The following is a 26,951-nucleotide window of genomic DNA, read 5'->3' on the forward strand; positions in this document are numbered from 1 at the left end:
AACTAAATGAGTAAGACTAAACCGCTTGAACCGGTCGCTGATATTGGCGACTATCTGAAGCTAGGCGCCTGTACTGCTGTGATGTCGCAACCCATTATGAGCTATGCCTTGACGACTAATCCTAGCATTGGCGCACAAACTGGTATTGGTGTCATGTATAACCTAGTCAAATACACTGCGCCGGCCTTTATTTTTGGGATTCTTTACACAACCACACGCACAACCATCAATAATTATGAACTGACATATGGTCAATATCTTAAAAACATGTGGCATGCTTTGTTTGTGCCTACAATTTGGTGGACGTTTATCTACCTGTTGGTCATGCCGCAGATGCAACAAGTTAATCGATACCACAATTTAGGGTCCTTTATCTGGCATTTTGTTAACGGGAATGCCGCACCGCATTTGTGGTATAACACCATGATGTTGCAATTCATAATTTTAATGCCACTGTTTTGGGCAATTGGTCGCTGGTGTGGTCAACACACTAAGCGCGGAATTATCATAGCCTGCACAACGATAGCTATCGCAGCATTATGGCTATGGTTTTATGACACGCAAGTATTTACCGGCCCGCACGTACGCGATTGGTATTTATTTGATCGCTTATTCATCAGCTTCTTCATTTACGGTGTATTTGGAATGCTGGCTTGGCAATATCGCTCACACTTCAACAGTTTCATCATGAAGTGGTGGCCCGCAATCGCCGTAATATTCATAGCCACATTCTGGTGGACCAATCATGAACTATTCAGCTACGGGTTTCCAATCAACTTAGGCAACGCGCCCTATTACAAGCCATCAATGACGCTATACGACCTAGCAGCGATTGGCCTATTTTCCGCGCTTTGCTTGTACCAAGTCAAGGCACAATTACCATTTACCAATTTCGTGCATAAGTTTGCTGGTTTTGCCTATAAAGCCTATCTATCTAACGTTTTTTTGGTCAGAATGCTTGTGGCTATTATTTGGCAGGAATTTAACCAGCGCCAACGCTTGGGTCGGTATCTTGCTCCTATACGTTTTAACCTGGTGCATTTCTTTTGCCTCTGCGTTTGGCCTGCATGCAATCTGGTCACGAATAAAACCAATGATTATTAAATCAGCCACTGCTTGAGTACCTAAAAAAAGCGCCCCACCATTCGGCGGGGCGCTTCTTGCTATGCTTAGTCTTCTGCAACGAATGGCAGTAGACCCATAATCCGTGAACGCTTAATAGCGACGGTAAGCTTACGCTGGTTCTTTGCTGAAGTACCGGTTACCCGACGTGGCAAAATCTTACCACGTTCGGAGATAAACCGACGCAGAAGGTCGGTATCCTTGTAATCGATGTATTCGATGTGGTTTGCGGCGATGAAGTCGACTTTACGACGACGACGGCCACCACGACGCTGCTGTGCCATTGAAATCACTCCTTCTCATAGTCAGGGGTCATCACGCTGCTGCGCAATGCCACCCGGTGCTGTTATTAGAAGGGTAAGTCATCATCCGAGATATCGATCGAGCCGCTACCATTATTGTTGTTAGCGAACGGATCGGGACTGGAGAACGGGTCTTGGCTGGCAGCACTACTACTTGGTTGAGCAGTATTGTGACTACCGTCATTGCCAAAGCCTGCGGACGGGGCGCCCGTCTGACCACCCTGCTGCTGTGGAGCAGCTTGATTATTGAAAGAACGATTATTGTTGGCGTCACCAGTTTCACGCGGCCGTGCTTCGGTCGTGGCCCGGCTTTCCAGCAAACTAAAGTCGTCCGCCACCACTTCGGTCACGTACACGCGCTGGCCCTGCTGGTTTTCGTAGTTCCGGGTTTGAATCCGGCCCTCGATACCCACCAAGGAACCCTTACGCGTAAAGTTTGCGAAGTTTTCAGCGGCTTTCCGCCACATAACGCAGTTGATAAAGTCGGTTTCCCGTTCACCCTGCTGATTGGTAAAGTTCCGATCAACGGCCACCGAGAAGCTCGCTACCGCCGCACCACTCTGGGTGTAGCGTAAGTCTACCTCTCGGGTCAGGCGACCAACTAATACGACAGAATTAATCATTCCTTCGTCCCCCTATGACTGGGTCGATTCCCAGATTAGTCTTCGCGCTTAACGATCATCTGACGCAGAATGTCGCTGTTGATCTTAGCAAGACGATCAAATTCGTTGACAGCCTTGTCATCTTCAGCAGTAGCGTTGATGATGTGGTACGTACCTTCAGTGTACTTGCCAATCTTGTAAGCGAACTTGCGCTTTTGCCAGTCCTTAGAATCAACGATGGTAGCACCGTTATCCTTTACAACATTGTCAAAACGTTCCACTAGTGCGGTCTTTGCAGCTTCGTCGATATCTGGACGAATGATGTAGGTAATCTCGTACTTAGTTTCAGCCATTTGACTTTTCACCTCCTTATGGTCTTGGGCCCACGGTCGATGCCGCGAGCAAGGAGTAAACGTAGCCTGATGGCTACTTACTCACAATCTAGCAGTTTACCATAGTTGGCACTTAGTCGCAAATACATCCGGTGGGTACGGACCACATCTAGACGTCGCGTACGCTTATTAACGGTTGTGTAAGGTCATTTCGCAAAGGGGCCCGTAACGACTACTACGTGCCCAACTTTTTTTATCACTGGGCTTACTGGGCGTCGATTGCATCCACTAGCAAAGCGCACAGTTCGTGACTGCGGATACTGGACTCGGGGCTCACGGGGTTGGCCCCACCATTGGCCACCGCATCCAGGAACTCCTGCACCAGCGCGTCGAAGCCCCGTGTCCGTAGCGTAGTTTCCCAGCCCGGTCGCTCCAGGCTGGTCGACCCGTTGCCATCGCGCAATTCGCTGTGCGCGAGGTCGGTTACACGGGCCCGCAATCCGGGAGTCGTCACCGTTACCTCTTCGCTATTAACTGCATCCATGTTGGTCGACACAAAGCCCTGGCTGTGCGCCGTAGTCAGTTCGAGGTACCCCTGCATCAAGTTACCCGCCGCGTCAGTCAGCACGCGAGCGCGGGCGTCGGTGATGGGCTCATCGAGGAGCCACGCAGCCGTATCCACGTTGTGAATCATGAGGTCAAAGATGGCAAAGCGGGCATCCTGCTCGATAAAATTACGGTCCTTGGTGGCCATCACCAGCTGCTTATCGGGCATATCTTTGAGTCGGCGCTGTGCGGGAGCAAAGCGGCGGTTAAAGCCACAGGTTAGTAACAGTCCCCGCTCGTCCGCTAAAGCATACAGACGACGGACCTCGTCCACATCTTCGGCCACCGGCTTATCAACATACACGTTAATATCAGCCTGGAGTAACTTTTCAATTACGGCCACGTGGGTACTCGTCGGTGTATGCACAAAAACCGCGGCGGGTTGCTCAGCAATCAGTTCGTCTAACGTTTGGTGGAGGTGCTGAAACCCATACCGGCCGGCCAGGTACTCACCTTTGGTCTGGTTACGTGTCGCGAGGTGACACTCATACTGATCCTGCAACCCCGCCATCAACGGCAAGTACGCCTTTTGCGCAATATTACCCAAGCCGATAACCCCAATTTTTTTGCATAATGTACCTCCGTGAGCATGTTTGTTGTCGACCACATTGTGACCGCTTTTCGTTGCTACTAGTTTACCACCACCACCACCAAATGCGCTCCGTGCAACTTGGGCGCACAATTTCTGCGCTTAGTAATCCAATAATGATGCCCGGACGTAGTTTTTTTTACTGCGGTTACCCACAGGATTTAATTGTACAAAGTTGCTCCGGGAACCCGTGCCATCCTTGCTTACATACCTCTGAAAATAACATGCGGGCAACTTACCCACACCGTTATCCACAAGATATAGTGTGTGCTTTTTACGTTGACAACTACATATGGTGCATTTAACCTTAATGGTAGCTTGTGGTTACCATCCGTGGTGCCCACTAAATACATAAAAGAGGTTGATACTTATGGGGGAACAACAACATCGCTGGCGGCGCGTCGTCGCCTTTTGGGCCATTATCGTCACAATGGTCGTCAGTTTGGGCGGCCCACAACTCGTGCAGGCGGCTGAGACTGGGGCCACTGCTACCACATCCGCAAGTACCGTTGACGCTAGCTTAACGGCCATTGACTCGGCGCTAAGCCAAACGCGTAACTACGTACAGGGAAGATTTGCTGACGCCGATAGCAGCACACAGTTGTACGGTAGCGAGTGGATGATCATGGATTTAGCTCGTGATGATCCCAAAACCGCGCTGCCACTATACACTAATTACTACAACAGCATTGCATCTTACCTCAAAGAAAATAACGGCGAGTTAAGTTCCAACGCTTACACCGAGTACTCACGAGTCACGCTTGCGCTCACCGCACTGGGGATTAATGCCCAAAGCATTGGGGGTTACGACCTATTTGATTACTTGAGTGACTACCAAAAGACTATTTACCAAGGTATTAACGGAGCTATTTTTGCCCTCATTGCGGTTAACAGCAACCCCCAGTACCACTTCACGCAACCTGCCGGCGTTACGGACTACACCACCAAGGAGAAATTGGTGGATTACATCATCAGTAAGGAGTTGAGCGATGGCGGCTGGGCGCTGTTCGGCTCAAAGTCCGATCCCGACATCACCTCCATGGCGTTACAGGCCCTCGCTCCGTTTAAGAACACCAGCGTGGATGCCAATCACGCGGTCACCAACGCGATTGACAAAGGGGTGGGTGTCCTCGCCAGCATGGAAAATAGTGACGGTTCGTATACCTCATGGGGTACCGTCAACTCGAACAGTACCGCGCAGGTGGTAACTGCCCTCGCTGCCCTCGGCATTAACCCAACCAGCGGTGAATTCGACCATAACGGTAACAACCCCGTTACGGCTTTGCTTAGTTACCACGTCAACGGCAGTGGTTTTATGTATACCTTTACGGACAGTACGGCTAAAACCGGGACCGTGAACGGCATGGCGACGGAGCAGGATTACTACGCCCTGATTGCCTACCGGCGCTACCTCACTGGGGCCACCAGTCTGTATAATATGAGTGATACTACCCTTACAACCGGCCAAACCGCCCCCGACAACTCGGGCGATACTGATTCCGGTAGCGACAAAAGTGACGACACTACTCCTTCAAACCAGGATAGTAGCACGGGTACGGAGACCAATCAGCAGCCATCAACAAATACGCAGACTGATAACGACAAAAAAAAGACGCCCCGCAATCAGCAACCACCACTACTAGCGACGGCAATAGTACTTCCACAGACAGCGGGGACAAGCACCCCCAGTCAAAGAATGGGCAGGGCATTACGACCGGCCAACCAACTAAAGGCGCGGGTTTCACCACCAGCTCCGCTGCACCCGTTAATCCGCAAACAGTATTAGCAGGCCGGGCCGTTAACAAATCAACCAGTGTGCCTACCACCACTACCGCTAATTTAGGTGGAACCATTGCTACAGCGGCCACAACTGGTACTAGCGCCCCATCGACCAAGAGTAAAACCACCAAGAAAAAGTCCCACAGCAAGGGTTGGACATTTAGCAGTAAGAACTACAAACCTAAGGCTCAACTTCATCCCAAAAGGCCAGCAAAAAGGACACTCAAGCAGCTAAGACAAATGGCGGTACTAATTACGTGCTGCTATGGACAACCCTCGTCGTACTCATTATCCTGTTCAGCGCCGTTTATTCCTGCGACGCCACTTAGGTAGGGGGCACAAACATGAATAAACGTCGTTGGTTCGTGCGCTGCATTATACTCCTAACGTTAATTCTCACTGCGTGTGGTACGAATACCGCCAATGGCCAAACTACCGCCACTAAACCGTTAAGTACCACCACCAAATTATCCGCAGCGGGCACCATTACCAAAAACCAACTGGCCACGATTAAGGGTAAAACGGGTACCTACTACTTCACTGGTAGCAATCACCACATCAAATATCAATGGGCGTACTCCGCTCTGCAAATACAAAATCCTACCCGCCAAAAACTTGGGATTACCTTTACCACTACCGGACTTAATGCAATCAAACGTGCGGCCAATAATGCACCCGTTGCGTTAGGTTTCCGGCTACAGGACTTTCACCTTGCCGGGAGCCCCACACTCACCATCACCATCCCCAAAAAATGGCACGCCAATACATTAAAGTTGGTTGCAAAGCAGCACGGCCAGTTGCGCACCCTCAACGACGCACACGCGACCGTACACGTTCGCCAAAATAGCACCACAATCAAGCTACGTATTACTAGCGTCGATGGCACTTATTATTTGGTCGGCGGGTACAACCAAGCGGTGGCCAAGCAACAGGCTCAAGCCGCTAAAAGTAAGGCCAAATCAGGCACTAAGGCTGCCTCTACGTCCACAACTGGTCAGGGCAAGTCGGCGGACAACCAGAGCAAAAATGATCAAAAATCGGCTACTAGTCAGACCAAGCAAGAAGCCACCAACAACGCTGCTGGCGGTGCTTCCAGCGACACATCAACTACCAATAACAATGGCAACGGTACCGCCAGCAACGGTTCATCATCTACGGGTAATGCCAACGACACTAAGTCATCAAGCAACGATAGCAACCACATCACGGTCACTATGTCGATTAGTACCAGCACCATCCTACAAAACATGGACAAAGTAGCGACAAACAAAAAAAAGCCTGGTGCCTAGTAGCGGGTGGATTCTGAGGCCCACCCAGGTATCTATTTCCAAGACTGCTTCAGTTTATGACGCGCTAGTGCAGGTAACTAAGGCCCGAGGAATTCAGATGGAATCTAAGTACACGCCGGCTTACGGTGCGTACTACATTCAGGGTATAGGCAATCTGTACGAGTTTGACGTTGGTAACCTGTCAGGATGGATGTACAAAGTTGACGGCTGGTTCCCTAATTACGGTTCCTCGGAATACACTACGCTCAAAAATGGGTCCAATATCCAGTGGGTCTACACGTGTGACCTGGGTGCGGACGTCGGTGACAGTCAATAATTGGCTGTCCGAAAACAGAATATTCACATCCATGGCACCACTAACCGGATTATTTCCCGGGAAATAATCCGGTTCATCACCGCCGCATGTACGCAAATCATACTGGTTTGGTGTACATGCATACATAATTAATCACGACTAGGAAGGTGACAACATGATTCAACGCGATTCCTTTGCTCACAGCCACCCCCTGGTTAATGCGCTCTACTACGTGGCCGTGGTGGGCATCGCCACCTTCTGCCTCCATCCCGTAATACTGATCATGAGCTACCTCGCCGCCATGACTTACGCGGCCAGTCTCCGTGGGTGGCGCCACGTGCTACGCCTCAACCTCACCTTTGTCATCCCCGGCATGCTGATTGTGGCCGTTTTGAACCCCACGTTTAACCATTACGGCGTGACCCCGCTCGTCGTGCTTAACGACGGCAATTCCATCACCGTCGAAGCCATTGTTTACGGCGTGATACTCGCCCTCAGTTTGGCCGTAGTCATCAATTGGTTTGTCAGTATCAATCTGGTGATGACCCGTGATAAATTCGTCTATTTATTTGGGCGGATTCTCCCCGTAGGTTCGCTGGTGCTAGCCATGGTGTTTCGCTTTGTGCCGCTGTTTCAACGGCAATTCCGTACCATCCGTCACGGTCAGCAAAGTCTCGGCCGTGCCCCGCGGCAGGTGCGCTTGTGGCGTCGCCCGCACGCCTGGGTCACCATCTGGTCAATCATGCTGACGTGGGCGCTAGAGAACGCCATCACCACGGCTGATTCCATGAAGGCTCGGGGATACGGGCAGCACCACCGCACCAGCTTTGCAATTTACCGTATGCGCACCCGTGAATGGCTGCTGGTGGGGCTGATTCTGCTACTAACTGTGCTCCTCGTCGTGTCCATCAGTACGCACCAACTCATGGCGCAGTATAATCCCACCATTATGGTGACCGGGTTTGCCAGCGCACACCTCACGCCGTTGAGCATGTTGGGGCTAGTGGCCGCAACCGTCCTGGTTTGGTTACCACTCATACTAAGGTTGTTCGCTGCTTGGCGTTGGCGCAAAGTCGGCCACGCGGGAACGGCCCACGCCACCTTGCCCGACTACTTCCGCGTTCCCACCACTGACAGCCAGCGAAAGTACCACACTACTCAAGAGGGGGCCCGCCTATGACCGACCTATTAACGGTGACCGATTTCACCTTTGCCTATCCCGACCAACCGGCGACCCTTAAACACGTCGACCTATCGTTACCCCACAGCCAAATCACGTTACTCTTTGGCCAAAGCGGTAGCGGCAAAACGACCCTGCTGCGGCAACTAGACCCCGCGCTGCGGCCAACCGGCACACACACCGGTACCGTTACGTGGTCGCCGGACGTGACGGTCCGTCCACACCAACTGCAGGTCGGCTTTGTGCAGCAACACCCCGACACCCAGATTGTGACGGACAAAGTCTGGCACGAATTGGCCTTCGGGTTGGAAAACCTGGGCGTGCCACAGGACGAGATTCGCGTCCGGACGGCCGAAATGGCGGCCTACTTTGGCATCCACCAATGGTTCCACCGCGACGTGAGCACCCTTTCTGGCGGGCAAAAACAGTTACTGAACCTAGCCAGCGTCATGGTGCTACGGCCCGCGTTACTAATTCTTGATGAACCCACCGCCCAGCTGGACCCTATTGCGGCCGACGACTTCATCCATACGCTGGTAAAACTCAACCAGGACCTGGGCACCACCATCCTGATTGCCGAACACCGACTCGACGCCGTGTTGCCACTCGCCGACCAGGTCGCCCTCATGACGCGCGGTGAAATTACCGTTGCGGGCAGCGCCAGCAAAGTTGTCCAAGCATTGTATGCTGATCACCACGCGCTCACGGCGGAATTACCCGCTCCCACCAGGGTTTACGCAGCCACCACCGGTTTACGCCGGGCAGACAACCTACCTTTGACCATCAAAACCGGGCAGCAGTGGCTCGCTAACCAAAGCCTACCCGTTGCTAGCCACTTTGCACCGCCCGCCGAGCCCGCCGGCAAGCCGCTGATTCGGGCCCGTGACTTGTGGTTCCGCTACGATCAGGACGGGCCCGACGTCCTCCGTGGCGTCAACCTAGACGTTTATGGCGGCGAGACACTGGCGATTGTTGGTGGTAACGGTAGCGGTAAGAGTACGTTGCTATCATTGCTGGGGCGCATCTACCAACCTTACCGGGGCCACATTAACCTCGCCGGCAAGCGCCTAGCACGCTACGCCGACGCCGAGCTGTACCACCACAACCTAGGTGTACTGCCCCAGGACCCGCAAAGTTTATTCGTCCGTTCAACCGTTCGGGAGGATCTTTACGAGGTCATTGATGGACACCGACAGCGCACCACTCCTGCGTACGACCTGGAGATGAGCAAAGACGCGGCGGTCTCCGGCATGGCGGACTTAACTGGTCTCACCGATTTGTTGGACCGCCACCCATACGACCTGAGTGGTGGCGAGCAACAGCGTCTCGCGCTCGCTAAGGTGCTTCTCCTCCGTCCACGGGTATTGTTACTCGACGAACCCACTAAGGGCCTGGACGCGGTTAATAAGGGCCAATTAGGGACATCCTCACACAACTACACCAAGAGGGCGTGACCATCGTGTTGGTCACGCACGACCTGACGTTTGTCGCTGAACACGCTGACCGGGTGGGCCTGTTTTTTTGACGGGCAGTTAGCAACCGTACAGCCTACCCGCCGCTTCTTTGCGGGTAACAGCTTCTACACCACGGCGGCAAACCGCCTGGTGCATAGCTGGTGTCCTGACGCCATTACCGTGAGGGAGGTGAGCACATGGCTGCACGCAACACGTTCTTAGCGGCGTTTTACCATGACCAGACGGAGGGCAAAGCTGACGCACATGTGCAGAGCTCCCCGATCAATACAACGGCGCTCGCCACCAACCGCTGGATCCAACCCCATGGCGGGCAGCCCCTCAGTTGGCGGACCTGGTGCAAACTCGGCGTTGTACTAGTCATGATGCCCCTCGTTATTTGGTGGGGGTGGCGTATCGGTGACCGCCAGTACCTAGCAGTCAGCCTAATAATGCTCGTCCTAGCCCTAGTCCCATTCTTCATGGTGTTCGAGGACCGGCGGCCGCAAACACGGGAACTCATGGTGATTGCGGTGTTGATTGCCTTAGGTGTGGCGGGCCGGGGGGCGCTGTTTATGTTCCCGCAAGTTAAGCCCGTGGCCGCCATCGTCATTATTAGCGGCATCTCCTTTGGTCCCGAAACTGGTTTTCTGGTGGGCTCCATGACGGCGTTGGTTTCCAACCTCTTCTTTACCCAGGGGCCATGGACCCCATGGCAGATGTTCGCATTTGGCATGATTGGCTTGGCGGCCGGCCTCTTCTACCGCTGGGGTTGGCTCCGTACACACCGGGTGGCCCTCAGTACCTTTGGCTTCATGAGTATTTTCTGTATTTACGGCCTCATCATGAATCCCGCCGCACTACTAATGTTTACCACCACCCCAACCTGGAAGGGACTCCTAGCCGTCTACATCTCGGGGGCACCCATGGACGCCGTGCACGCGATTTCCACCTTCATGTTTTTGTGGGTACTCGCCCGCCCGATGCTGACACGACTAGAGCGCGTGAAGGTGAAGTACGGTCTCATTAACCGCGACGCATAACGCTCATCCAGCACCATCACATCCCCAATCACCAATGAAGAAACGCAAAAATCAGCAGCCACCTGCATCAAAACGCGCAGGAGCTGCTGCTTTTTTTTAATTATTATTCGTCGCTATCGTCGGTATCATCACCGTTGATTGCATCGTCGTCCGTGTCCGCCTCGGCACGACGGACCAGTTCGTCCACGTCGCTCGTGTCCTCGTCCGTTCCGTCCGCTACCGTAGTTTCCGCGGTGTCAGTGTTGTCAGCCGTGTCCGTTGCCATCTCGGCACCGTCACCAGCAACTGGCGTGGTATCGGCACCTTCAGGATCATCCTCATCTGGTAATACCTTAGCCATCGATGCCACTTTGGTATCATCATCAACCCGAATCAAACGGACACCCAACGTTGCCCGGCCAGTTTGCGAAACGCTGCCGGACTGGAAGCGAATCATAACCCCAGCGTTCGTCACCACCAGGATGTCCTCGGAACCGTCCACCGTAGTGACACCTGCCAGCGGCCCGTTCTTCGTGGTGACGTTCGCGGTCTTGATCCCCTTACCGCCGCGACCCTTGACTGGGTATTCATCGACGGGGGTCCGCTTACCGTACCCCTTTTCGGAGATAACAAAGACATCGCTACCGGCCCGCATGATGTCACTACCAACCACGTAGTCACCGTCGCGCAGACGGATACCGCGCACACCAGCCGCAGAGCGACCCATGCCACGTACAGCACCCTCGTTGAACGTGACGGAGTACCCGTTATGCGTCCCAATCAGGATGTTATCGTTACCTTCCGTCAGCATCACGTTGTTGAGCTGGTCGTCATCCTTGAGGTTAATCGCAATCAACCCGTTGCGCCGGATGTTACCAAATTCCGCTACGGCGGTGCGCTTGACGATCCCCTGCTTGGTGACAAAGAAGAGGTAGTGTTCACCCTCACGGTCACGTGGCACCGTAATGACCGCCTGAATCTTCTCGTCGGCATTGATCCCCAGCAAGTTAATGATTGGCAACCCTTTGGCCGTCCGTCCGTACTCAGGAATTTCGTACCCCTTCATGCGGTAAACCTTCCCAGCGTCCGTGAAGAACAGCAAAATGTCGTGCGTTGAGGTCGAAATCAGGTGTTCCATGAAGTCATCATCATGAACGCCCATCCCCTGAATACCACGACCACCACGGTTTTGGGTCTTAAACTCAGCGGCAGGCACGCGCTTCACGTACATTGTGGGTCAGCGCAATCACGACGTTTTCCTCTTCGATGAGTCTTCATCCTCGATGCTGGCAATATCGCCCACCTGGATTTCCGTCCGCCGCTTATCCCCGAACTTCTTCTGAATTTCCAGCAGTTCTTCGTAGATAATCTGGTGGATACGTTCTGGTTTGGCCAGAATATCCTTGTAATCAGCGATGTTAGCCAACACGTCGGCCAATTCCTTCTCGACTTTGTCCCGTTCCAAACCGGTTAACCGGACGAGACGCATATCGAGGATGGCCTGGCTTTGCTTATCGGATAAATCAAAACGACTGATTAATTGCTGCTTCGCGATGTCACCCGTCTGCGAACTACGGATGATTTTAATAATTTCGTCAATATGGTCAAGGGCAATCTTCAACCCCTGTAAAATGTGCTCGCGCGCTTCGGCCTTCTTCAAGTCAAAGGCGGTCCGCCGGCGGATAACCTGCTCTTGGTGCAGCAGGTAATATTCCAGGATGGACTTGAGCGACAGGGTCTTCGGTGCGTTATCAACGATGGCGACCATGTTGAAGGAAAAACCGACCTGCAAAGGTGTCATCTTGTACAAATTGTTCAGGATAACGCTAGCGCTCATGTCCCGACGCACATCGACCACGATGCGCATCCCTTCACGGTCAGACTCATCGTTAACGTCAGTGATACCGTCAATCTTTTTATCCCGCGCCAGGTCAGCAATCCGTTCAACCAACTTAGCCTTGTTGACCATGTACGGAATTTCCGTGGCGACAATGCGTTCGCGGCCGGTCTTCGTGGTCTCAATTTCAACTTTGGCCCGCAAGGTAATCGTACCCTGACCAGTCTCGTAAGCCTTACGAATTCCCGACTTACCCATGACAATCCCGCCAGTAGGGAAATCAGGTCCCGGCAAAACGGTCATGAGGTCCGCGGTGGTGGCGTCTGGGTTATCCATCAGCACGTGCAAAGCGGAGATGACCTCCGCCAGGTTGTGAGGCGGAATGTTCGTCGTCATCCCGACGGCAATCCCCGTTGCCCCGTTCACCAGCAAGTTCGGGAAGCGAGCCGGCAATACAACCGGTTCCTTCTCGGTCCCATCGTAGTTATCTTGCCAATCGATGGTGTCCTTGTTGATGTCCCGCAGCATTTCCATCGTAATTTTGCTCATCCGGGCTTCGGTGTAACGCATAGCGGCAGCCCCGTCACCGTCGACCGAGCCAAAGTTACCGTGGCCGTCGACCAGCATGTAACGGTAGGAAAAGTCCTGCGCCATGCGGACCATCCCCTCGTAAATGGAAGAATCACCGTGGGGGTGATACTTACCCATAACGTCACCGACAATACGCGCACTCTTCTTGTACGGTTTGTCCGGCGTCACGCCTAATTCATTCATCCCATAAAGAATCCGCCGTTGCACGGGCTTCAACCCGTCACGAACGTCGGGCAGCGCCCGCGCCACGATGACGGACATCGCGTATTCCAGGAATGACTTACGCATCGTTGGGACCAGTTTAACGGTCTCAATGCGGTGATCGCCTGAATTGTCCATTTGTTAATTTCCTCCAACCGGGTATTGATGTTAGTTACGTGGAATTGGGTGGTGCGGAGTGCTGGGGAATGCAGCCCAACCCGGGCTTCATTGCCGTTGCCGCTACGTTAGCTGGTAAACGCTACTGCGCTCCCGCGTTACTCGTGCGTATGGAAACGAGCTGCGCAGTCCAGAAAGCGCCGCATAAGCAGTTGCGAACAGGAAGCCAAGTGCGGGCTTCCCGCTATTACCGCTAAGTTAACTGGTAAATGCTACTACGCCGCGCTACTCGTGCGTATGGAAACGAGCTGCGCAGGCCAGAAGACGCCGCATAAGCAACTCTAACCAAAAGGCCAAAACCGGGCCTTTCGGTTAGAGCTACTTATGCTCTGTCTTCTAAACGGCCTGCTCCGCTCTCTCTACGCATCAATATTCTTCGCATCCACATAAACCGCATTATCCTCAATAAACTGCCGCCGTGGCTCCACCTTGTCGCCCATCAGCACTTCAAAAACCTCTTCTGCATCCGCCGCGTCCTCTGCGGATACCCGCAGTAACCGGCGCCGCTCTGGGTCCATCGTCGTCTCCCACAACTGCGAAGCGTCCATTTCCCCCAGACCTTTGTACCGCTGAATCTCTGGCTTCGGTGATGGCGGCAACTGCCCCAACACGTCATCCAACTCCTCATCAGTATCGATATACCGCATCATCTTGCCTTGCCGTACCCGGTACAACGGCGGCTGCGCAATGTACACGTACCCCGCGTCCAAAATCGGCCGTAAGTAACGGTAAATCAACGTCAATAGCAGCGTCCGAATGTGCGCCCCGTCAACATCGGCATCCGTCATGATAATCAGCTTGTGGTACCGCGCCTTGGACACGTCGAATTCCTCGCCAAAGCCGGTCCCCATGGCCGTAAATAACGTCCGAATTTCCTCGTTCGCTAAAATTCGCTCCATGCTGGCCTTTTCCACGTTCAAAATCTTACCGCGAATTGGCAAAATGGCCTGCGTCAACCGGCTCCGACCACTCTTAGCGGAGCCCCCGGCGGAATCACCCTCGACGATAAACAGTTCGGAAATTTCTGGATCCTTGCTGGAGTTGTCCGCCAACTTACCGGGTAGGCTCGAAATTTCCAGTCCACTCTTCCGCCGCGTAACTTCCCGCGCCCGCTTTGCCGCTAACCGGGCCTTGCTGGCTAACATCGCCTTATCGACAATCATCCGCGCTTCAGTAGGGTGCTCCATCAAGTACTTGGTGAAGTGATCATAGAACATCCGGTCCGTGACCGTCCGGGCGTCCGAGTTACCCAACTTAGTTTTGGTTTGACCCTCAAACTGCGGGTCCGGGTGCTTAATCGACACGACGGCGGTCAACCCTTCGCGGACATCATCCCCGCCCAGAGCGTCATCGCTCTCCTTCAACACGCCACTCTTACGCGCGTAATTGTTCACTACCCGCGTCAGGGCCGCCTTGAAGCCGGACTCATGTGTCCCACCTTCAATGGTGTGGATGTTGTTCGCAAAGGTGAGGAGCGTCGTCTTAAAGTCATCCGTGTACTGCAACGACACTTCAACCGTAATCCCGTTCTGTGAACCCTCAACGTAAATTGGCTCGGGCAACAGCGTTTCGTGGCCTCATCCAGATACTCAACGTAGTGGCGAATACCACCCTCGTACAGGAATTCCTTCTTCTCGGCGGTATCCGCACGCTTATCCGTAAACGTTAACCGCAATCCCTTGTTCAGGAAGGCCAGTTCGCGAATACGCCGTACCAATACTTTGTCGTCGTAAACGGTAGTCTCAGTGAAGATATCCGGGTCCGGAGCAAAGTGGACCTTGGTCCCGTGCTCACCCGCGGGCGCATCACCAACTACATACATTGGCTTATCCACCCGGCCGCGCTTGAAGGAGATACCATAGCGCTTACCGCCACGGGTGACCTCAACTTCCACGTGGGTCGACAGGGCGTTCACGACGGACGCACCCACCCCGTGCAGCCCACCAGAAACCTTGTACCCGCCGCCGCCGAATTTACCACCGGCGTGCAGGACCGTATAAACAGTTTCCAGAGCGGGCTTCCCGGTCTTCTTCTCGATGTCTACGGGAATACCACGGCCATCGTCAACAACCGTGACCGAGTTATCCGGCTCAACGGTAATGTCAATCGTGGTCGCAAAGCCGGCAAGTGCTTCATCAATCCCGTTATCAATAATTTCCCAGACCAGATGGTGTAAACCCTGGCTGCTCGTGGAGCCAATGTACATCCCAGGACGCTTACGAACGGCCTCCAGACCGTCAAGCACCTGAATTTGGCTTGCGTCATATTCCGCTGCCTGCTCGGCCTTGGTTTCCTGCTCAATATCCTTGTCGCTCACTATGATTCCTCCCTAGTACGTTACATTGCTGCGCCTTAAATTAATTATGCCGCGTATCTAATCGTTACCAGCGGCTTCGAGGGTGCCCGCTTGGACCCGTAAAACGTTGGGTGCCTGAATTATTTCCCGGGCAATACCGTCCAGACTCGTGGTCGTTAAAAATGTTTGGACCTTATCCTGAATGGCTTTCAACAGGTGCGTTTGCCGTGAATCATCTAGTTCCGACAAGACATCATCCAGTAATAGCACCGGGTACTCACCAGTCTCCTGCTTCATTAGGTCAATTTCAGCTAATTTAACCGCCAAAGCTGCGGTACGCTGCTGCCCCTGACTACCATAAACCGCTACGTTCCGATCATTGACGATAAACTCAATATCGTCGCGGTGCGGTCCCACCAGCGTGGTGCCCTGATCGAGTTCTCGGGACCGCGCTTGCTGGTACTGCGCCAGTAGATCCTTGGTGGTGGCTTCTTCGCTCTGTAACGCTTGATCGTCAATCTGCGTCTCGTACCGCAGCTGTAACTCCTCCCCACCACGCGTAATGTCGTGGTGGATAACGCCAGCAAACTGACCCATGTTAGCTAGTAGTTCGGCGCGAGCCACGGCCACCGCCGCACCGAACTGCGCTAGTTGTTCGGTCAACACGTCCAGGTAGACGGTATCCCGCGCCTGTCCGTACTTCAGTTGCTTGAGGTACGCGTTACGCTGTTTCAGCGTCACTTTGTACTGGGCGAGGTTGTATAGGTACTTCGCGCTCATCTGCCCAAACTCCATATCGATAAACCGACGCCGGAGCGCGGGGCTACCTTTGACCAGGTTCAGGTCTTCAGGAGCAAAGAGGATGACGTTGAGTTTACCCAAGTACTGCGACAACCGGGGAGCGTCGCGGCCGTTAATACGCGCACGCTTCCCCTGCTTACTGACAACCAGGCCGAGCTTAACCGGTCCGGTTGACCGGACAACGGTGCCGTCGACGCGGGCAAATTCACTGCCAAAACGGATGAGGTCCCGGTCGTTGTTGGTCCGGTGACTCCGCGCGAGTGCCAGGGCGTACACGCTCTCCAGCAAATTGGTTTTACCCTGGGCGTTGGCCCCAATCAGGACGTTGATTTGCGGCGAAAAGTCCGTGTCGACTGACTGGTAATTGCGATAATCACGCAGGGTGAGGTGTTGCAAGTACATCTTTAGGCTTGTGCAATGGTGAAAATGGCGCCATCAGGCAAAGTTACGGTGTCGCCAGGGGTTAATTTACGGCCACGACGACTCTCGTCCTCACCGTTAACCTGAACGGTGTTTTCAGCTAAGAACCACTTGGCCGCGCCGCCAGTACTAATAATTCCCGCCTCTTTGAGCATTTGCCCCAAGGTAACGTACGGCGTATTGATTGTAATTGTCTGCATTCATTTTCACTCCCTTAAGCACGGGCCATTAGCGCCCTTAGTTGCCGCAATCGTGTTTTTCTTACTTATATAGTATATCGTTTTTCATTACGGTATACAACTTAAACCGGGCATATAACGGCCGCTATCGCGCATTAACTTTGTATGGTATACGGTATCGACAGCCCCCTAAAACGCCTGAGAACGAATTTTAGGGCGATTTGCGTTTGCCAGCGTATTTTTCAGGGTGTCACGCCAGTACCGGCTATTTACTGGAACCCACGTTATTTTCACTACTAATTTTCACGAGTAACCGAGTACCCCCCATTCGTATTTTTCCGACCAAACGGACGGGCACGGGGACGGGCTATTATCCCCTTTGCCCCAATCAAAAACGCGACGATCAACACTAAAAGTGCGACCGTCGCGTGTGATAATTAAGCTGATAAATTGTTTTAGAAGGTCCGGACCGGCGTAATCAGTTGTACATAGTGATCATGATCTTCGCTCGGCACCAACGTGAACGGTCGGAGTGGCGCGGTAAACGCAACCTCAATGGTACTTTGACCCACACCCTGGAGGGCAACCTTCATGTAGTCAGGGTTAAAGGAAATTTCGATATCCTCCCCCTGCAGGTTGGTGAACGATAGCTGTTCCTCCACGTTACCAACTTCAGGTGAGTTACCAAACAGTGTGGCCGTCTGGTCAGCAACACTGAGGGCTAGCCGCACGACGTTGTTGCGACTTTCGTGTGACAACAGGCTGGCCCGGTTGATGGCTGACAAAAGTGCCGGTGCATCAAACTCAACCGTGGTGTTGGCACTCGTTGGGATGAGTCGGGACGTGTCCGGATAGTTGCCGTCCAGCAGCCGGGAGAAGAAGGCCGTGTGGTCAAAGCTGAAGAGCACCTGATTTTCGGCGATCCGTAGTTCCACGGTCTTCACGTCGTCGGCTAACATCCGCCCCAGTTCATTCAAGCTCCGGCCGGGAATGACGAAGTCCGCATCACTCACTTCCCCGTCCAACTCAATTTTACGTTGAGCTAGACGGTGCGAATCGGTCGCAACCGCGAGTAGCTGGTTGTTGCTGATGGTCACGTGCACCCCGGTCAGAATCGGCCGGCTTTCCTGCGTGGATACGGCAATGACCGTTTGGGCAATCACTTGGTGCAGAATGTCTGCTGGCAGGTTCAATGATTGTGCCGCTGTAATCGTTGGTAGTTGTGGGTAGGTCGCTGCTTCCAAACCGTTAATGGTAAATTCGCTGGCACCACTAGTGATGGTTGTTTGCAGTGAATCCCCACTCTGACTGACCGTCATGGTGCTTTCCGGCAAGCGCTTGATGATTTCGCCAAAGAATTTAGCTGGCAAGATGATGGCTCCTGGTTCAGTAACGGCCAGTTCGTTGTCCTCATCATCGGCGCTGATGGTTGATTCAATGGAAATATCGGCGTCAGAACCGGTGAGAATTAACGCGTTACTTTCAGCGACTAACTTGAGACCCGTCAAAACGGGAATGGTTGTTTTGGTACTAATAGCGCGACTAACGTCATTAAACGTTCGGATGAAGCTGTTGCGGTTGATGGTGAATTTCATGTTCAATCCTCCCTAGTGCCCGGGTAGCGTGCAGCGTATATATATATATTATTAAGTAAAAAAAGTAGTAAAAGCAGTAGGTGCTGTGAATGCTGTGCAAATGGACGGTGGTGCTAATATTGCCGGCAATTTGCTTGTGTATACACATGTGGATAACTTCGGCCTAAACTCGCTCCTTGTCCACAGCCTTGTGGTTAACCACGATTTTTCAGCTGGTTGCGAATATCAGCTACCTCGTTCTTGAGGTCCTTATCCGTCTTCAGCATGGTCTCAATTTTTTTCGTACGCGTGAATCACGGTTGTGTGGTCCTTACCGCCAAATTCCTTGCCGATTTTAGGTAACGAACTGTCGGTCATTTCACGCGCGAGGTACATGGCAATTTGACGGGGCATCACAATCTGTTTAACGCGCTTACGGCCGAGTAGGTCGGATACCTCCACCTGGTAGTAGCGCGCAACGGAATCCTGAATTTGCCGGATCGACAGGCCGTTGTCCTTCTTCGCGACGGTCAGACTCTTTAACGCGTCGGCGGCTAAACTGCTAGTGATGGCCGCATGTTTAAGGGCCGCAAAGGCTTTAACGCGTAGCAACGCACCCTCCAGCTCACGGACGTTGCTATCAACCTGACCAGCGATGTACGTGAGTGCGTCATCCGGAGCGGAAATATTTTCGTTGTCGGCTTTGCTACGGAGAATGGCAATCCTGGTTTCGAGGTCAGGCGGGTTAATGTCGACCGATAGCCCCCACTTAAAGCGCGAACTGAGCCGCTCTTCCAGTGTGGGAATTTCGTTGGGGAGCCGGTCGCTCGTCAGGACGATTTGCTTCTTCTTATCAAAGAGGGCGTTGAACGTGTGGAAGAACTCTTCCTGCGTTCCGACCTTGGCGTCGAAGAATTGCACGTCATCGACCATTAATAGGTCAACGTTGCGGTACTCGTTGCGGAAGCGTTCGCCGTCATTATTACGAATGGAGTTGATGAAGTCATTGGTGAAATCTTCACTAGTGACGTACTTAATAAGGATGTCCGGGTTGGTCGCCAGCATCTGGTGACCGATAGCCTGCATCAAGTGGGTTTTACCTAAACCCACGCCCCCGTAGAGAAACAGTGGGTTATACAGGGTTCCTGGATCTTCCGACACGGCCAGTGCAGCGGCATGGGCCATCTGGTTGCCCTTACCAATAATGAAGTTTTCAAAGGTGTAGCGGCTATTCAAACGGTCGTCACCACGCGGGATTTCTGCACGAACCGCGGCCTCGCTGGCGCTAACGACTGGGTCCTGGTCCTGATCGGAGCGGATGGAGATGTGCGGATTAATTTCGATACCGTTATAAGCGTACGCAAACTCAATCACCTTAGTGACCAGGTTTTTGTCCCAGTACTCCTTGTGTAGCGAGTCGTTAACCTGAACTTCAAAAACGTTGTTCTCAAGGCTACGTGGAGTGGCCTGTTCAATCCACGTTGTGTAGCTCATGGGTGTCATCGTTTTATGGAATTGTTCTTCAATATAAGACCATAATTCATCCAGTGCGGCCACGGCAGCTCCCCCTCTTCATGTATTTATATGCTGATTACGGCATACTATGTGTAATTGCCCGTATATCGGGACTGTATCGCCGTAAAAAAACGGCAGTGGGTCAATGGAACACGACGCCGGTCGGATATTGGTGCTGACTGGTATATTTTAGCAGTTTCGTAAGGAGTTTTCCACAGGTAGCAGATGAGAAGCACAAAAATAAATCGTCCACACAATCCACCGGCACGAGCAAGCACATATGCACCAAGCTGTGGATAATCATCTCTGTTTCTTGGGGATAACTGGATAACTCATCGGAGACAGCAGCTTATTCACCAGGGGCCTGTGGAAAACCAAGGCTGGTAAATCAGCGCTTGCGGGGTTAATCCACAGGCAATGCCGGAACGGTGGATAATCTTTAAACACCCTGTGCATTCCCGGGGCAATTGTTGACAAATGTGGTATAAGTTGATCAACAGGAACAACGACTTTGAATTATCCACAGCCAATGCACGCGCCGGTTGGTGGACAAAGCAATTCCGTAAACCTGTTGATAAGTTGCACGTGCTTGAGTCGTTTGGTACTGGTTGGACCCGGTTGCTTGGGGATATTTACAGAAACCCGTGCTGGTCTATTAACAAGTCAGTGGTAGTTTTCAAGTCAAAATACTTGACGGCACCATGACGGACACGTATAATACTATCTTGTTTGAGTTTGTAATTTGCACTGAACATAAAAAGTTCACGCGAGGAGGTGCCCTGATGACTACTAAACGTACATTCCAGCCAAAGAAGCGTCACCGTGCACGCGTTCACGGCTTCATGAAGCGTATGAGTACTAAGAACGGCCGCCATGTTTTGGCGCGTCGCCGTGCTAAGGGTCGCAAGAAGTTAACGGCTTAAGGCTTTCGTTGGGGCATTTGCTCCGCAGAATAGTACTGATAATAGGGACCGGGGACGTAAGTGTCCTGGCCCCTATTTTTATATGGTATGCGGAGTTGGTTGAGCAGGGCACTGCGCTTTAAAAAAAAGTCGGTCAACTTGCGGTAAGCATTGTTGGAAGCTAGCTGTGACTGGTATACTGTTGGCAGGTTGATTGGCTACAGGAGGTATGGACCTATGGGTGTACGCAAGTCGTACCGCATCAAAAAGGAAGACGAATTTCAGGATGTGTTTGACCATGGTCAGTCCGTGGCCAACCGCAACTTTGTCATTTATCATATCGAACGCCTGATGCCAAGCATTACCGTGGGTATCTCGGTTGGTAAGAAGGTAGGACATCGGGCCGTCCTGCGTAACCAAATTAAACGGTACGTCCGCCAAACCTTGCTGGAGCTGAAGGGGCAGTTGCCCGATCAGGTCGACTTCCTGATTATTGCGCGCAAGGGTGCGGCCCACCTCGACATGGCGGGCACTAAACGTAATTTGATTCACGCCTTTGTATTAGCAGGTATGTTGCCCCAAACGGCGTTAGACACACCGGCACATAGCACCACCAAATAATTTCAATACTTATATTATAGTGGGGGAAATTCACGTGAGAAAACAGACAAAACGCATCATCGCCGTAGTGGCCATGCTCGGCTTGGTGTTAGTTCTGGCGGGCTGTTCAACTAGCCCGGTAACGAGTCATAGTACCGGTTTTTGGGATCGGTACGTCATCTACAACGCGGCCCAGTTCATTCTGTGGCTGGCCAAGCTGTTCGGTGGCAACAGTGGTGTCGGGATTATCGCCTTTACGTTGATTATTCGTATTCTGATTTTCCCACTGTCCTACATTTCAACGAAGAACATGACCAAGCAGAGCGAAATTGCGCCACAAATGAAGGCCCTGCAGAAAAAGTACAGCTCGAAGGATCCTGAGACCCAGGAAAAACTCCGTGATGAAACCCAGAAGCTGTATGCGGAGGCCGGCGTGAACCCCGTGATGGGTTGTCTACCAATGCTGGTCCAAATGCCGTTCCTTTTTGCTTTGTACCAGGCAATCTTCCGGACTCAGGCCCTCAAAGTGGGGAGCTTCCTCTGGATGTCACTCGGGAGCCCCGACCCGTTGTACATCATGGCCATTCTGGCAGCCGTCTTTACCGGTCTAACCAGTTGGGTATCCATGATGGCACAACCAGTGCGGACGGGTATGAACTGGGCAATGGTGGCCGTGATGCCAATCTTTATCTTCATCATGCGCTCAGCCTGCCTAGTGCCGTGTCCATCTACTGGGTGGTCACCAACGCGTTCTCGCTGGTACAAACGTTTATCATTCAGAATCCATTCAAGTTGGCCCGTGAACGTGAAGCAAAGGCCAATGCGGAAAAGGAACGTCAGCGGGCGTTGCGCAAGGCACGCAAACGCGCCCTGGGTCACAAGTAGCGCCACGTAAATTTTGAAGTTATTGGTCGGGGCCGGGGCGAATGTTGTCACCGGCCCCGTTGGTATTAGATTAGTTGTGTTGGTTAACGTTACTTTTGGGAGGACATTATGCCGCAGTTTGAAGGCAAAAATATCGCATCCGCCATTGATACGGGTATCCTCACCATGGGGGTCACACGCGAGCAAGTGCAGGTACGGGTAATTCAGGAAGGCAAAGCCGGCTTCTTTGGCCTGGGCGCGCATCCTGCCATCGTTGAACTTACGCGGGTGGATCCGGTAACGCCAGCACCCACGGCGGCCTGGTGCATACCGCTGCGGTAGAGTCGGCGGCGCGTACCGATGATGCGCCGGCCAGTACCAGTCATCGCGATGAGCAAGAATTGGTGATGAACGAGGCGGCGGCGACTGCAACGGAAGCACCCGTTAGTAAGCACGCGGCCGCCAATCAGGCTGCCGTCAACGTGATTAGTGCAATGCTACAGGCGGTCGGGACCGATATGGGTATGCAGGTTACCGTGCAGTCCACGAAGGTGCATGGTGGCGTGGTCTTCCATTTGTCCAGTGACCACGAGGCCGCGTTGATTGGGCGCCATGGTCGGACGATTAACTCCCTCCAGTTTTTGGCGCAGACGGTCTACGATCGGCAAAGTCGCGGTAAGTGGATCATTACCCTGGATGTGGGCGATTACCGCGAGCGGCGCCGCGCAACTTTGCAACGATTGGCGGCACGGACGGCGCTGGAGGTGGTTTCGACAGGGAGGCCGGTTTATCTGGACCCAATGCCCGCCTTTGAACGCAAAGTGATCCACCAAGCGCTGGGTGATAACCCGCACGTGGACACGCGCTCTGAGGGCCGCGGGGACGAGCGCTCCGTGATTGTGTCACCGCGTCGGTAGTCCTTTTTGACACCGCCGGCCGAATTGAGTATATTTAACGACAGAAAATAAAACGTATTGGTAGGGGCCGCGCTCGTCGGGACTCCGCCAAGTGACGAGGCAGTCAAAGTGCTTAGTCACCCCCAAAGTCATGGGGGTGGTGGGCGCTTTTTTTTGTTCTCGTTACGCTGTACAAGTATTGGGAGGGTTATTATGAGTCAGAATGTTACTGCCTTTGATACCATCGCTGCTATTGCCACGCCACCTGGCGAGGGCGCAATTGCCATCATCCGTGTGTCGGGTAACGAAGCGGTTACCACCGTCAACGCCCTGTTTCGTGGGCACGACTTGACGCAGGTGGCGACGAACACCATTAACTACGGTCACATCGTCGATCCTGACACGCACGCCGTGGTTGATGAGGTAATGGTCAGCGTGATGCGCGCACCTAAAACCTACACGTGTGAAGACGTAGTGGAGATTAACACGCACGGTGGCATCTTGGCCACCAACCGCGTTTTGCAACTGGTCGTGGGGACGGGCCCCCGCATGGCCGAACCCGGTGAATTCACCAAGCGAGCTTTCCTGAACGGGCGGATTGACCTAACCCAGGCCGAGGGTGTGATGGATATTATTCGCGCCAAAACCGACCGGGCGATGGACGTCGCCGAACATCAGGTCGCAGGCGGACTGGAAACCGAAATTCGCGCAACCAGGCAAAAGGTGCTGGACGTACTCGCCCAGGAAGAGGTCAATATTGACTACCCCGAGTACGACACGGACCAGATGACGGCCAACGCCATGCGCCAGTGCGCCGAAATGGTGATTAAGGACATCGACCAGTTGCTACAAACCGCCACCGAGGGCCAGATTATGCGTGACGGGTTGGCCACCGCAATTGTGGGTCGCCCGAACGTTGGTAAGAGCAGCTACTGAACTACCTATTACACGAAGATAAGGCCATTGTGACCGACGTGGCGGGGACGACGCGGGATGTGCTTGAGGAGTACGTGAACGTACGTGGGGTACCGCTACGTTTGGTTGATACCGCGGGCATCCACGAAACGGATGACAAAGTTGAAAAAAATCGGGGTGGAGCGTTCCCGTGCCGCTTTGGCCGCCGCGGACCTGGTACTCCTAGTCCTGGATGCCAGCCAGCCGCTCACGGACGAAGACCGTGAATTGCTGACCACCACACAGGCACAGCACCGTATTATTCTGTTGAACAAACAGGACCTGCCAACTGCGTTTGACGCCACAACTTTGGCTCCGTGGACTGAGGAAGCTGATGTATTGGGCACCTCGGTGGTGACGACGGCGGGCATGGACGCCCTGGCCGACCGGATTAGCTCAATGTTTATGGGCGGAATCGCCAACCGGCAGGCGGACGTGATGGTCACCAATGCACGCCAAGCGGGATTATTGCGTCAGGCGCGGCAATCGTTGCGTGACGTAATCAGCGGGCTGGACAACGACATGCCACTGGACATGGTGCAGATGGACCTTACGGATGCGTGGGACCACCTCGGTGAAATTACTGGGGATGCTGCACCAGATGAACTGATAACGACCTTATTTAGCCAGTTTTGCTTAGGTAAGTAGCGGGAGGATTTAATTTTGACTGAACCAAAAGCAGTAAGAGAATTTGATGCGGCCACCTACGACGTAATCGTGGTGGGCGCCGGCCATGCCGGTTGTGAAGCGGCTTTAGCCGCAGCACGGATGGGGCAAGAAACCCTCCTGGTGACGCTCAATCTGGACATGCTGGCATTTATGCCGTGCAACCCGTCGGTTGGGGGCCCTGCCAAGGTGTAGTCGTCCGGGAAATTGACGCGTTAGGTGGAGAGATGGGGCACAACATCGACAAGACCTACATCCAGATGCGCATGCTAAATACGGGTAAGGGCCCAGCCGTACGCGCTTTGCGCGCGCAGGCGGACAAAGCTGCTTACCACCGTTCGATGAAGCATACTATTGAGCAGACACCTCACCTGACTCTGCGCCAGGGGCTGGCTGAGCGCCTCATCGTGGAGGACGGCGTCTGCAAGGGCATCGTTACCTCGACGGGTGCCCGGTACCGCGCGCAGGCCGTCGTGCTGACGGCGGGCACCAGTTCCCGGGGCAAGATCATTATTGGTGAGCTTATGTACAGTAGCGGTCCCAACAACTCGTTGCCTAGCATCCACCTGTCAGAAAACTTGGAGGAATTAGGCTTCAAGCTGCGTCGGTTTAAGACTGGTACACCACCCCGCGTAGATGGCAACACCATCGACTTCGACCAGACGGAGGAGCAGCCCGGTGACAAGGAGCCGCACCACTTTAGCTTTAGTACGCCCGACTCCGTTTACCTCAAGGACCAGTTATCATGCTGGATGACCTACACCAACGCGCAGACCCACCAAATTATTCGCGATAATCTCGATCGGGCCCCGATGTTCTCGGGAGTGATTGAGGGTGTGGGCCCCCGTTACTGCCCGTCAATTGAGGACAAAGTGGTCCGCTTTGCCGACAAGCCGCGCCACCAGCTATTCTTGGAGCCCGAGGGCCGGGATACTGACGAGTACTACGTCGGCGATTTTTCTACGTCCATGCCGGAAGAAGTTCAGCTACAAATGCTTCACAGTGTCGCCGGGCTCCAGAACGCGCGCTTGATGCGCCCTGGTTATGCAATTGAGTACGACATCATTGAGCCATGGCAGTTGCGGGCAAACCTGGAGACGAAGCGCGTGCAGAACCTGTTTACTGCAGGCCAGATGAACGGAACGAGTGGCTACGAGGAGGCTGCGGGTCAGGGTTTGATGGCCGGCATTAACGCAGCGTTACGCGTACAAGGACGCGAACCGTTTATTTTGGGGCGTGATGAGGCCTATATTGGCGTGATGATTGACGACTTGGTGACCAAAGGTACTAACGAACCGTACCGTCTGTTGACGAGTCGGGCAGAGTACCGGTTGATTTTACGGCACGATAACGCTGATTTGCGCTTAACGGATAAGGGCCATGATTTGGGTTTGGTCAAGGCAGACGCTTACGCCCACTTTTGTGCCAAGCGCGATGCCATTAACGCGGAACGTGAACGGGTTAACAAAGTGCGGATTAAGCCGGCGATTGCTAATGCTTGGCTAGAGGCGCATGGGTCTGCGCCACTTAAGGACAGCGTGACGGCGGCAGAATTCCTCCGGCGACCAGAAGTTGACTACGACGTTCTGCGTGAGCTGATTACGGTGCCCGACCTTGACCACCAGGTTCTGGAGCAAGTGGCAATACAGGAAAAGTATCAGGGGTATATCCAAAAGGACGAACAGCGCATTGCCAAGTTGCGGCGTCAGGAAGCAAAGAAGATTCCGGCGTGGGTTGATTACGAGCAAATTTCAGGATTGGCTACCGAAGCGCGACAGAAATTGACCCAGGTTGAGCCAGCGACATTAGCGCAGGCCGGACGAATTAGCGGTGTTAACCCTGCCGATTTGGCCATTTTATCGGTGTACATTGAGCAAGGACAGCGCGTAAACGCGTAGAGATCAAAAAA

General features: G+C 53.4%; 17 protein-coding genes and 7 pseudogenes. 14 read left to right on the top strand and 10 right to left on the bottom strand.

Annotated features, from left to right (window positions below; genetic code table 11):
• Positions 1–6: 6 nt before the first annotated feature.
• Positions 7–1,120 (top strand): annotated as a pseudogene (locus JCM12539_RS00410) (acyltransferase family protein).
• A gap of 49 nt (positions 1,121–1,169) precedes the next feature.
• On the opposite strand, the gene rpsR reads toward JCM12539_RS00410, so the two are convergent.
• The 4 genes from rpsR to JCM12539_RS00430 form a co-directional block, all read right to left on the bottom strand.
• Positions 1,170–1,406 (bottom strand): 30S ribosomal protein S18, encoded by a 237-nt coding sequence (gene rpsR, locus JCM12539_RS00415; protein WP_054648382.1) that lies wholly within the window; start codon positions 1,404–1,406, stop codon positions 1,170–1,172.
• 65 nt (positions 1,407–1,471) lie between these two features.
• Positions 1,472–2,047: a single-stranded DNA-binding protein gene (gene ssb / locus JCM12539_RS00420; RefSeq protein ID WP_054648384.1), complete on the bottom strand. Its 576-nt coding sequence runs from the start codon at positions 2,045–2,047 to the stop codon at positions 1,472–1,474.
• A 35-nt stretch (positions 2,048–2,082) separates the two neighbouring features.
• Positions 2,083–2,379 (bottom strand): 30S ribosomal protein S6, encoded by a 297-nt coding sequence (rpsF, locus tag JCM12539_RS00425; protein WP_054648386.1) that lies wholly within the window; start codon positions 2,377–2,379, stop codon positions 2,083–2,085.
• Positions 2,380–2,623: 244 nt separating this feature from the next.
• The gene (locus JCM12539_RS00430) at positions 2,624–3,571 is read right to left on the bottom strand and encodes a Gfo/Idh/MocA family protein (RefSeq protein ID WP_082405249.1); all 948 of its coding nucleotides are present in this window, start codon (positions 3,569–3,571) and stop codon (positions 2,624–2,626) included.
• Positions 3,572–3,923: 352 nt separating this feature from the next.
• On the opposite strand from JCM12539_RS00430, the gene JCM12539_RS00435 reads away from it, so the two are divergent.
• The 6 genes from JCM12539_RS00435 to JCM12539_RS00460 all read left to right on the top strand — a co-directional run bounded on the left by JCM12539_RS00435 (position 3,924) and on the right by JCM12539_RS00460 (position 10,590).
• Positions 3,924–5,339, top strand: a complete 1,416-nt coding sequence (locus JCM12539_RS00435; protein WP_054648388.1) for a prenyltransferase/squalene oxidase repeat-containing protein — start codon at positions 3,924–3,926, stop codon at positions 5,337–5,339.
• A gap of 337 nt (positions 5,340–5,676) precedes the next feature.
• Positions 5,677–6,621: a hypothetical protein gene (locus JCM12539_RS00440; protein ID WP_054648390.1), complete on the top strand. Its 945-nt coding sequence runs from the start codon at positions 5,677–5,679 to the stop codon at positions 6,619–6,621.
• Between the two features lie 67 nt (positions 6,622–6,688).
• Positions 6,689–6,937, top strand: coding sequence for a DUF4430 domain-containing protein (locus JCM12539_RS00445; protein WP_162203966.1), 249 nt, complete (start codon positions 6,689–6,691; stop codon positions 6,935–6,937).
• A gap of 154 nt (positions 6,938–7,091) precedes the next feature.
• On the top strand, positions 7,092–8,096 hold the full coding sequence (locus tag JCM12539_RS00450; protein WP_054648394.1) for an energy-coupling factor transporter transmembrane component T: 1,005 nt from the start codon (positions 7,092–7,094) through the stop codon (positions 8,094–8,096).
• Positions 8,093–9,550, top strand: coding sequence for an ABC transporter ATP-binding protein (locus JCM12539_RS00455; RefSeq protein WP_225350142.1), 1,458 nt, complete (start codon positions 8,093–8,095; stop codon positions 9,548–9,550). The genes JCM12539_RS00450 and JCM12539_RS00455 overlap by 4 nt, the downstream gene beginning before the upstream one ends.
• 197 nt (positions 9,551–9,747) lie before the next feature.
• Positions 9,748–10,590 (top strand): ECF transporter S component, encoded by an 843-nt coding sequence (locus JCM12539_RS00460; protein ID WP_082405251.1) that lies wholly within the window; start codon positions 9,748–9,750, stop codon positions 10,588–10,590.
• A 103-nt stretch (positions 10,591–10,693) separates the two neighbouring features.
• On the opposite strand, the pseudogene gyrA reads toward JCM12539_RS00460, so the two are convergent.
• The 6 genes and pseudogenes from gyrA to dnaA form a co-directional block, all read right to left on the bottom strand.
• A pseudogene (gene gyrA, locus JCM12539_RS00465) lies at positions 10,694–13,336 on the bottom strand (DNA gyrase subunit A).
• Between the two features lie 398 nt (positions 13,337–13,734).
• Positions 13,735–15,692 (bottom strand): annotated as a pseudogene (gene gyrB, locus JCM12539_RS00470) (DNA topoisomerase (ATP-hydrolyzing) subunit B).
• A 57-nt stretch (positions 15,693–15,749) separates the two neighbouring features.
• Complete coding sequence (recF, locus tag JCM12539_RS00475) at positions 15,750–16,874, bottom strand: DNA replication/repair protein RecF (protein ID WP_054648396.1); 1,125 nt, start codon at positions 16,872–16,874, stop codon at positions 15,750–15,752.
• Positions 16,875–16,876: 2 nt separating this feature from the next.
• Positions 16,877–17,092: a S4 domain-containing protein YaaA gene (gene yaaA, locus JCM12539_RS00480; protein WP_054648398.1), complete on the bottom strand. Its 216-nt coding sequence runs from the start codon at positions 17,090–17,092 to the stop codon at positions 16,877–16,879.
• Positions 17,093–17,526: 434 nt separating this feature from the next.
• On the bottom strand, positions 17,527–18,666 hold the full coding sequence (gene dnaN / locus JCM12539_RS00485; RefSeq protein ID WP_054648400.1) for a DNA polymerase III subunit beta: 1,140 nt from the start codon (positions 18,664–18,666) through the stop codon (positions 17,527–17,529).
• 194 nt (positions 18,667–18,860) lie between these two features.
• Positions 18,861–20,202 (bottom strand): annotated as a pseudogene (dnaA, locus tag JCM12539_RS00490) (chromosomal replication initiator protein DnaA).
• A 740-nt stretch (positions 20,203–20,942) separates the two neighbouring features.
• On the opposite strand from dnaA, the gene rpmH reads away from it, so the two are divergent.
• From rpmH to mnmG, 7 genes and pseudogenes are all read left to right on the top strand, one after another.
• Positions 20,943–21,083 carry a 50S ribosomal protein L34 gene (gene rpmH, locus JCM12539_RS00500; RefSeq protein WP_054648404.1) on the top strand — a complete coding sequence of 47 codons (141 nt, stop codon included), beginning with the start codon at positions 20,943–20,945 and terminating at the stop codon, positions 21,081–21,083.
• A 216-nt stretch (positions 21,084–21,299) separates the two neighbouring features.
• The gene (gene rnpA / locus JCM12539_RS00505) at positions 21,300–21,683 is read left to right on the top strand and encodes a ribonuclease P protein component (protein WP_054648407.1); all 384 of its coding nucleotides are present in this window, start codon (positions 21,300–21,302) and stop codon (positions 21,681–21,683) included.
• 73 nt (positions 21,684–21,756) lie between these two features.
• Positions 21,757–22,547: pseudogene (gene yidC / locus JCM12539_RS00510) on the top strand (membrane protein insertase YidC).
• Between the two features lie 108 nt (positions 22,548–22,655).
• A complete protein-coding gene (locus tag JCM12539_RS00515) occupies positions 22,656–22,868 on the top strand; it encodes a Jag N-terminal domain-containing protein (RefSeq protein ID WP_054648409.1) in 213 nt (70 codons plus the stop codon).
• Positions 22,850–23,443, top strand: coding sequence for an RNA-binding cell elongation regulator Jag/EloR (gene jag / locus JCM12539_RS00520; protein WP_054648411.1), 594 nt, complete (start codon positions 22,850–22,852; stop codon positions 23,441–23,443). Before JCM12539_RS00515 ends, jag begins: the two co-directional genes overlap by 19 nt.
• A 192-nt stretch (positions 23,444–23,635) precedes the next feature.
• Positions 23,636–25,024: pseudogene (mnmE, locus tag JCM12539_RS00525) on the top strand (tRNA uridine-5-carboxymethylaminomethyl(34) synthesis GTPase MnmE).
• Between the two features lie 15 nt (positions 25,025–25,039).
• Positions 25,040–26,940 (top strand): annotated as a pseudogene (gene mnmG / locus JCM12539_RS00530) (tRNA uridine-5-carboxymethylaminomethyl(34) synthesis enzyme MnmG).
• The last annotated feature ends 11 nt before the right edge of the window (positions 26,941–26,951 follow it).

It is taken from the genome of Lacticaseibacillus pantheris DSM 15945 = JCM 12539 = NBRC 106106 (assembly GCF_001311175.1).
Lineage (GTDB): Bacteria > Bacillota > Bacilli > Lactobacillales > Lactobacillaceae > Lacticaseibacillus > Lacticaseibacillus pantheris.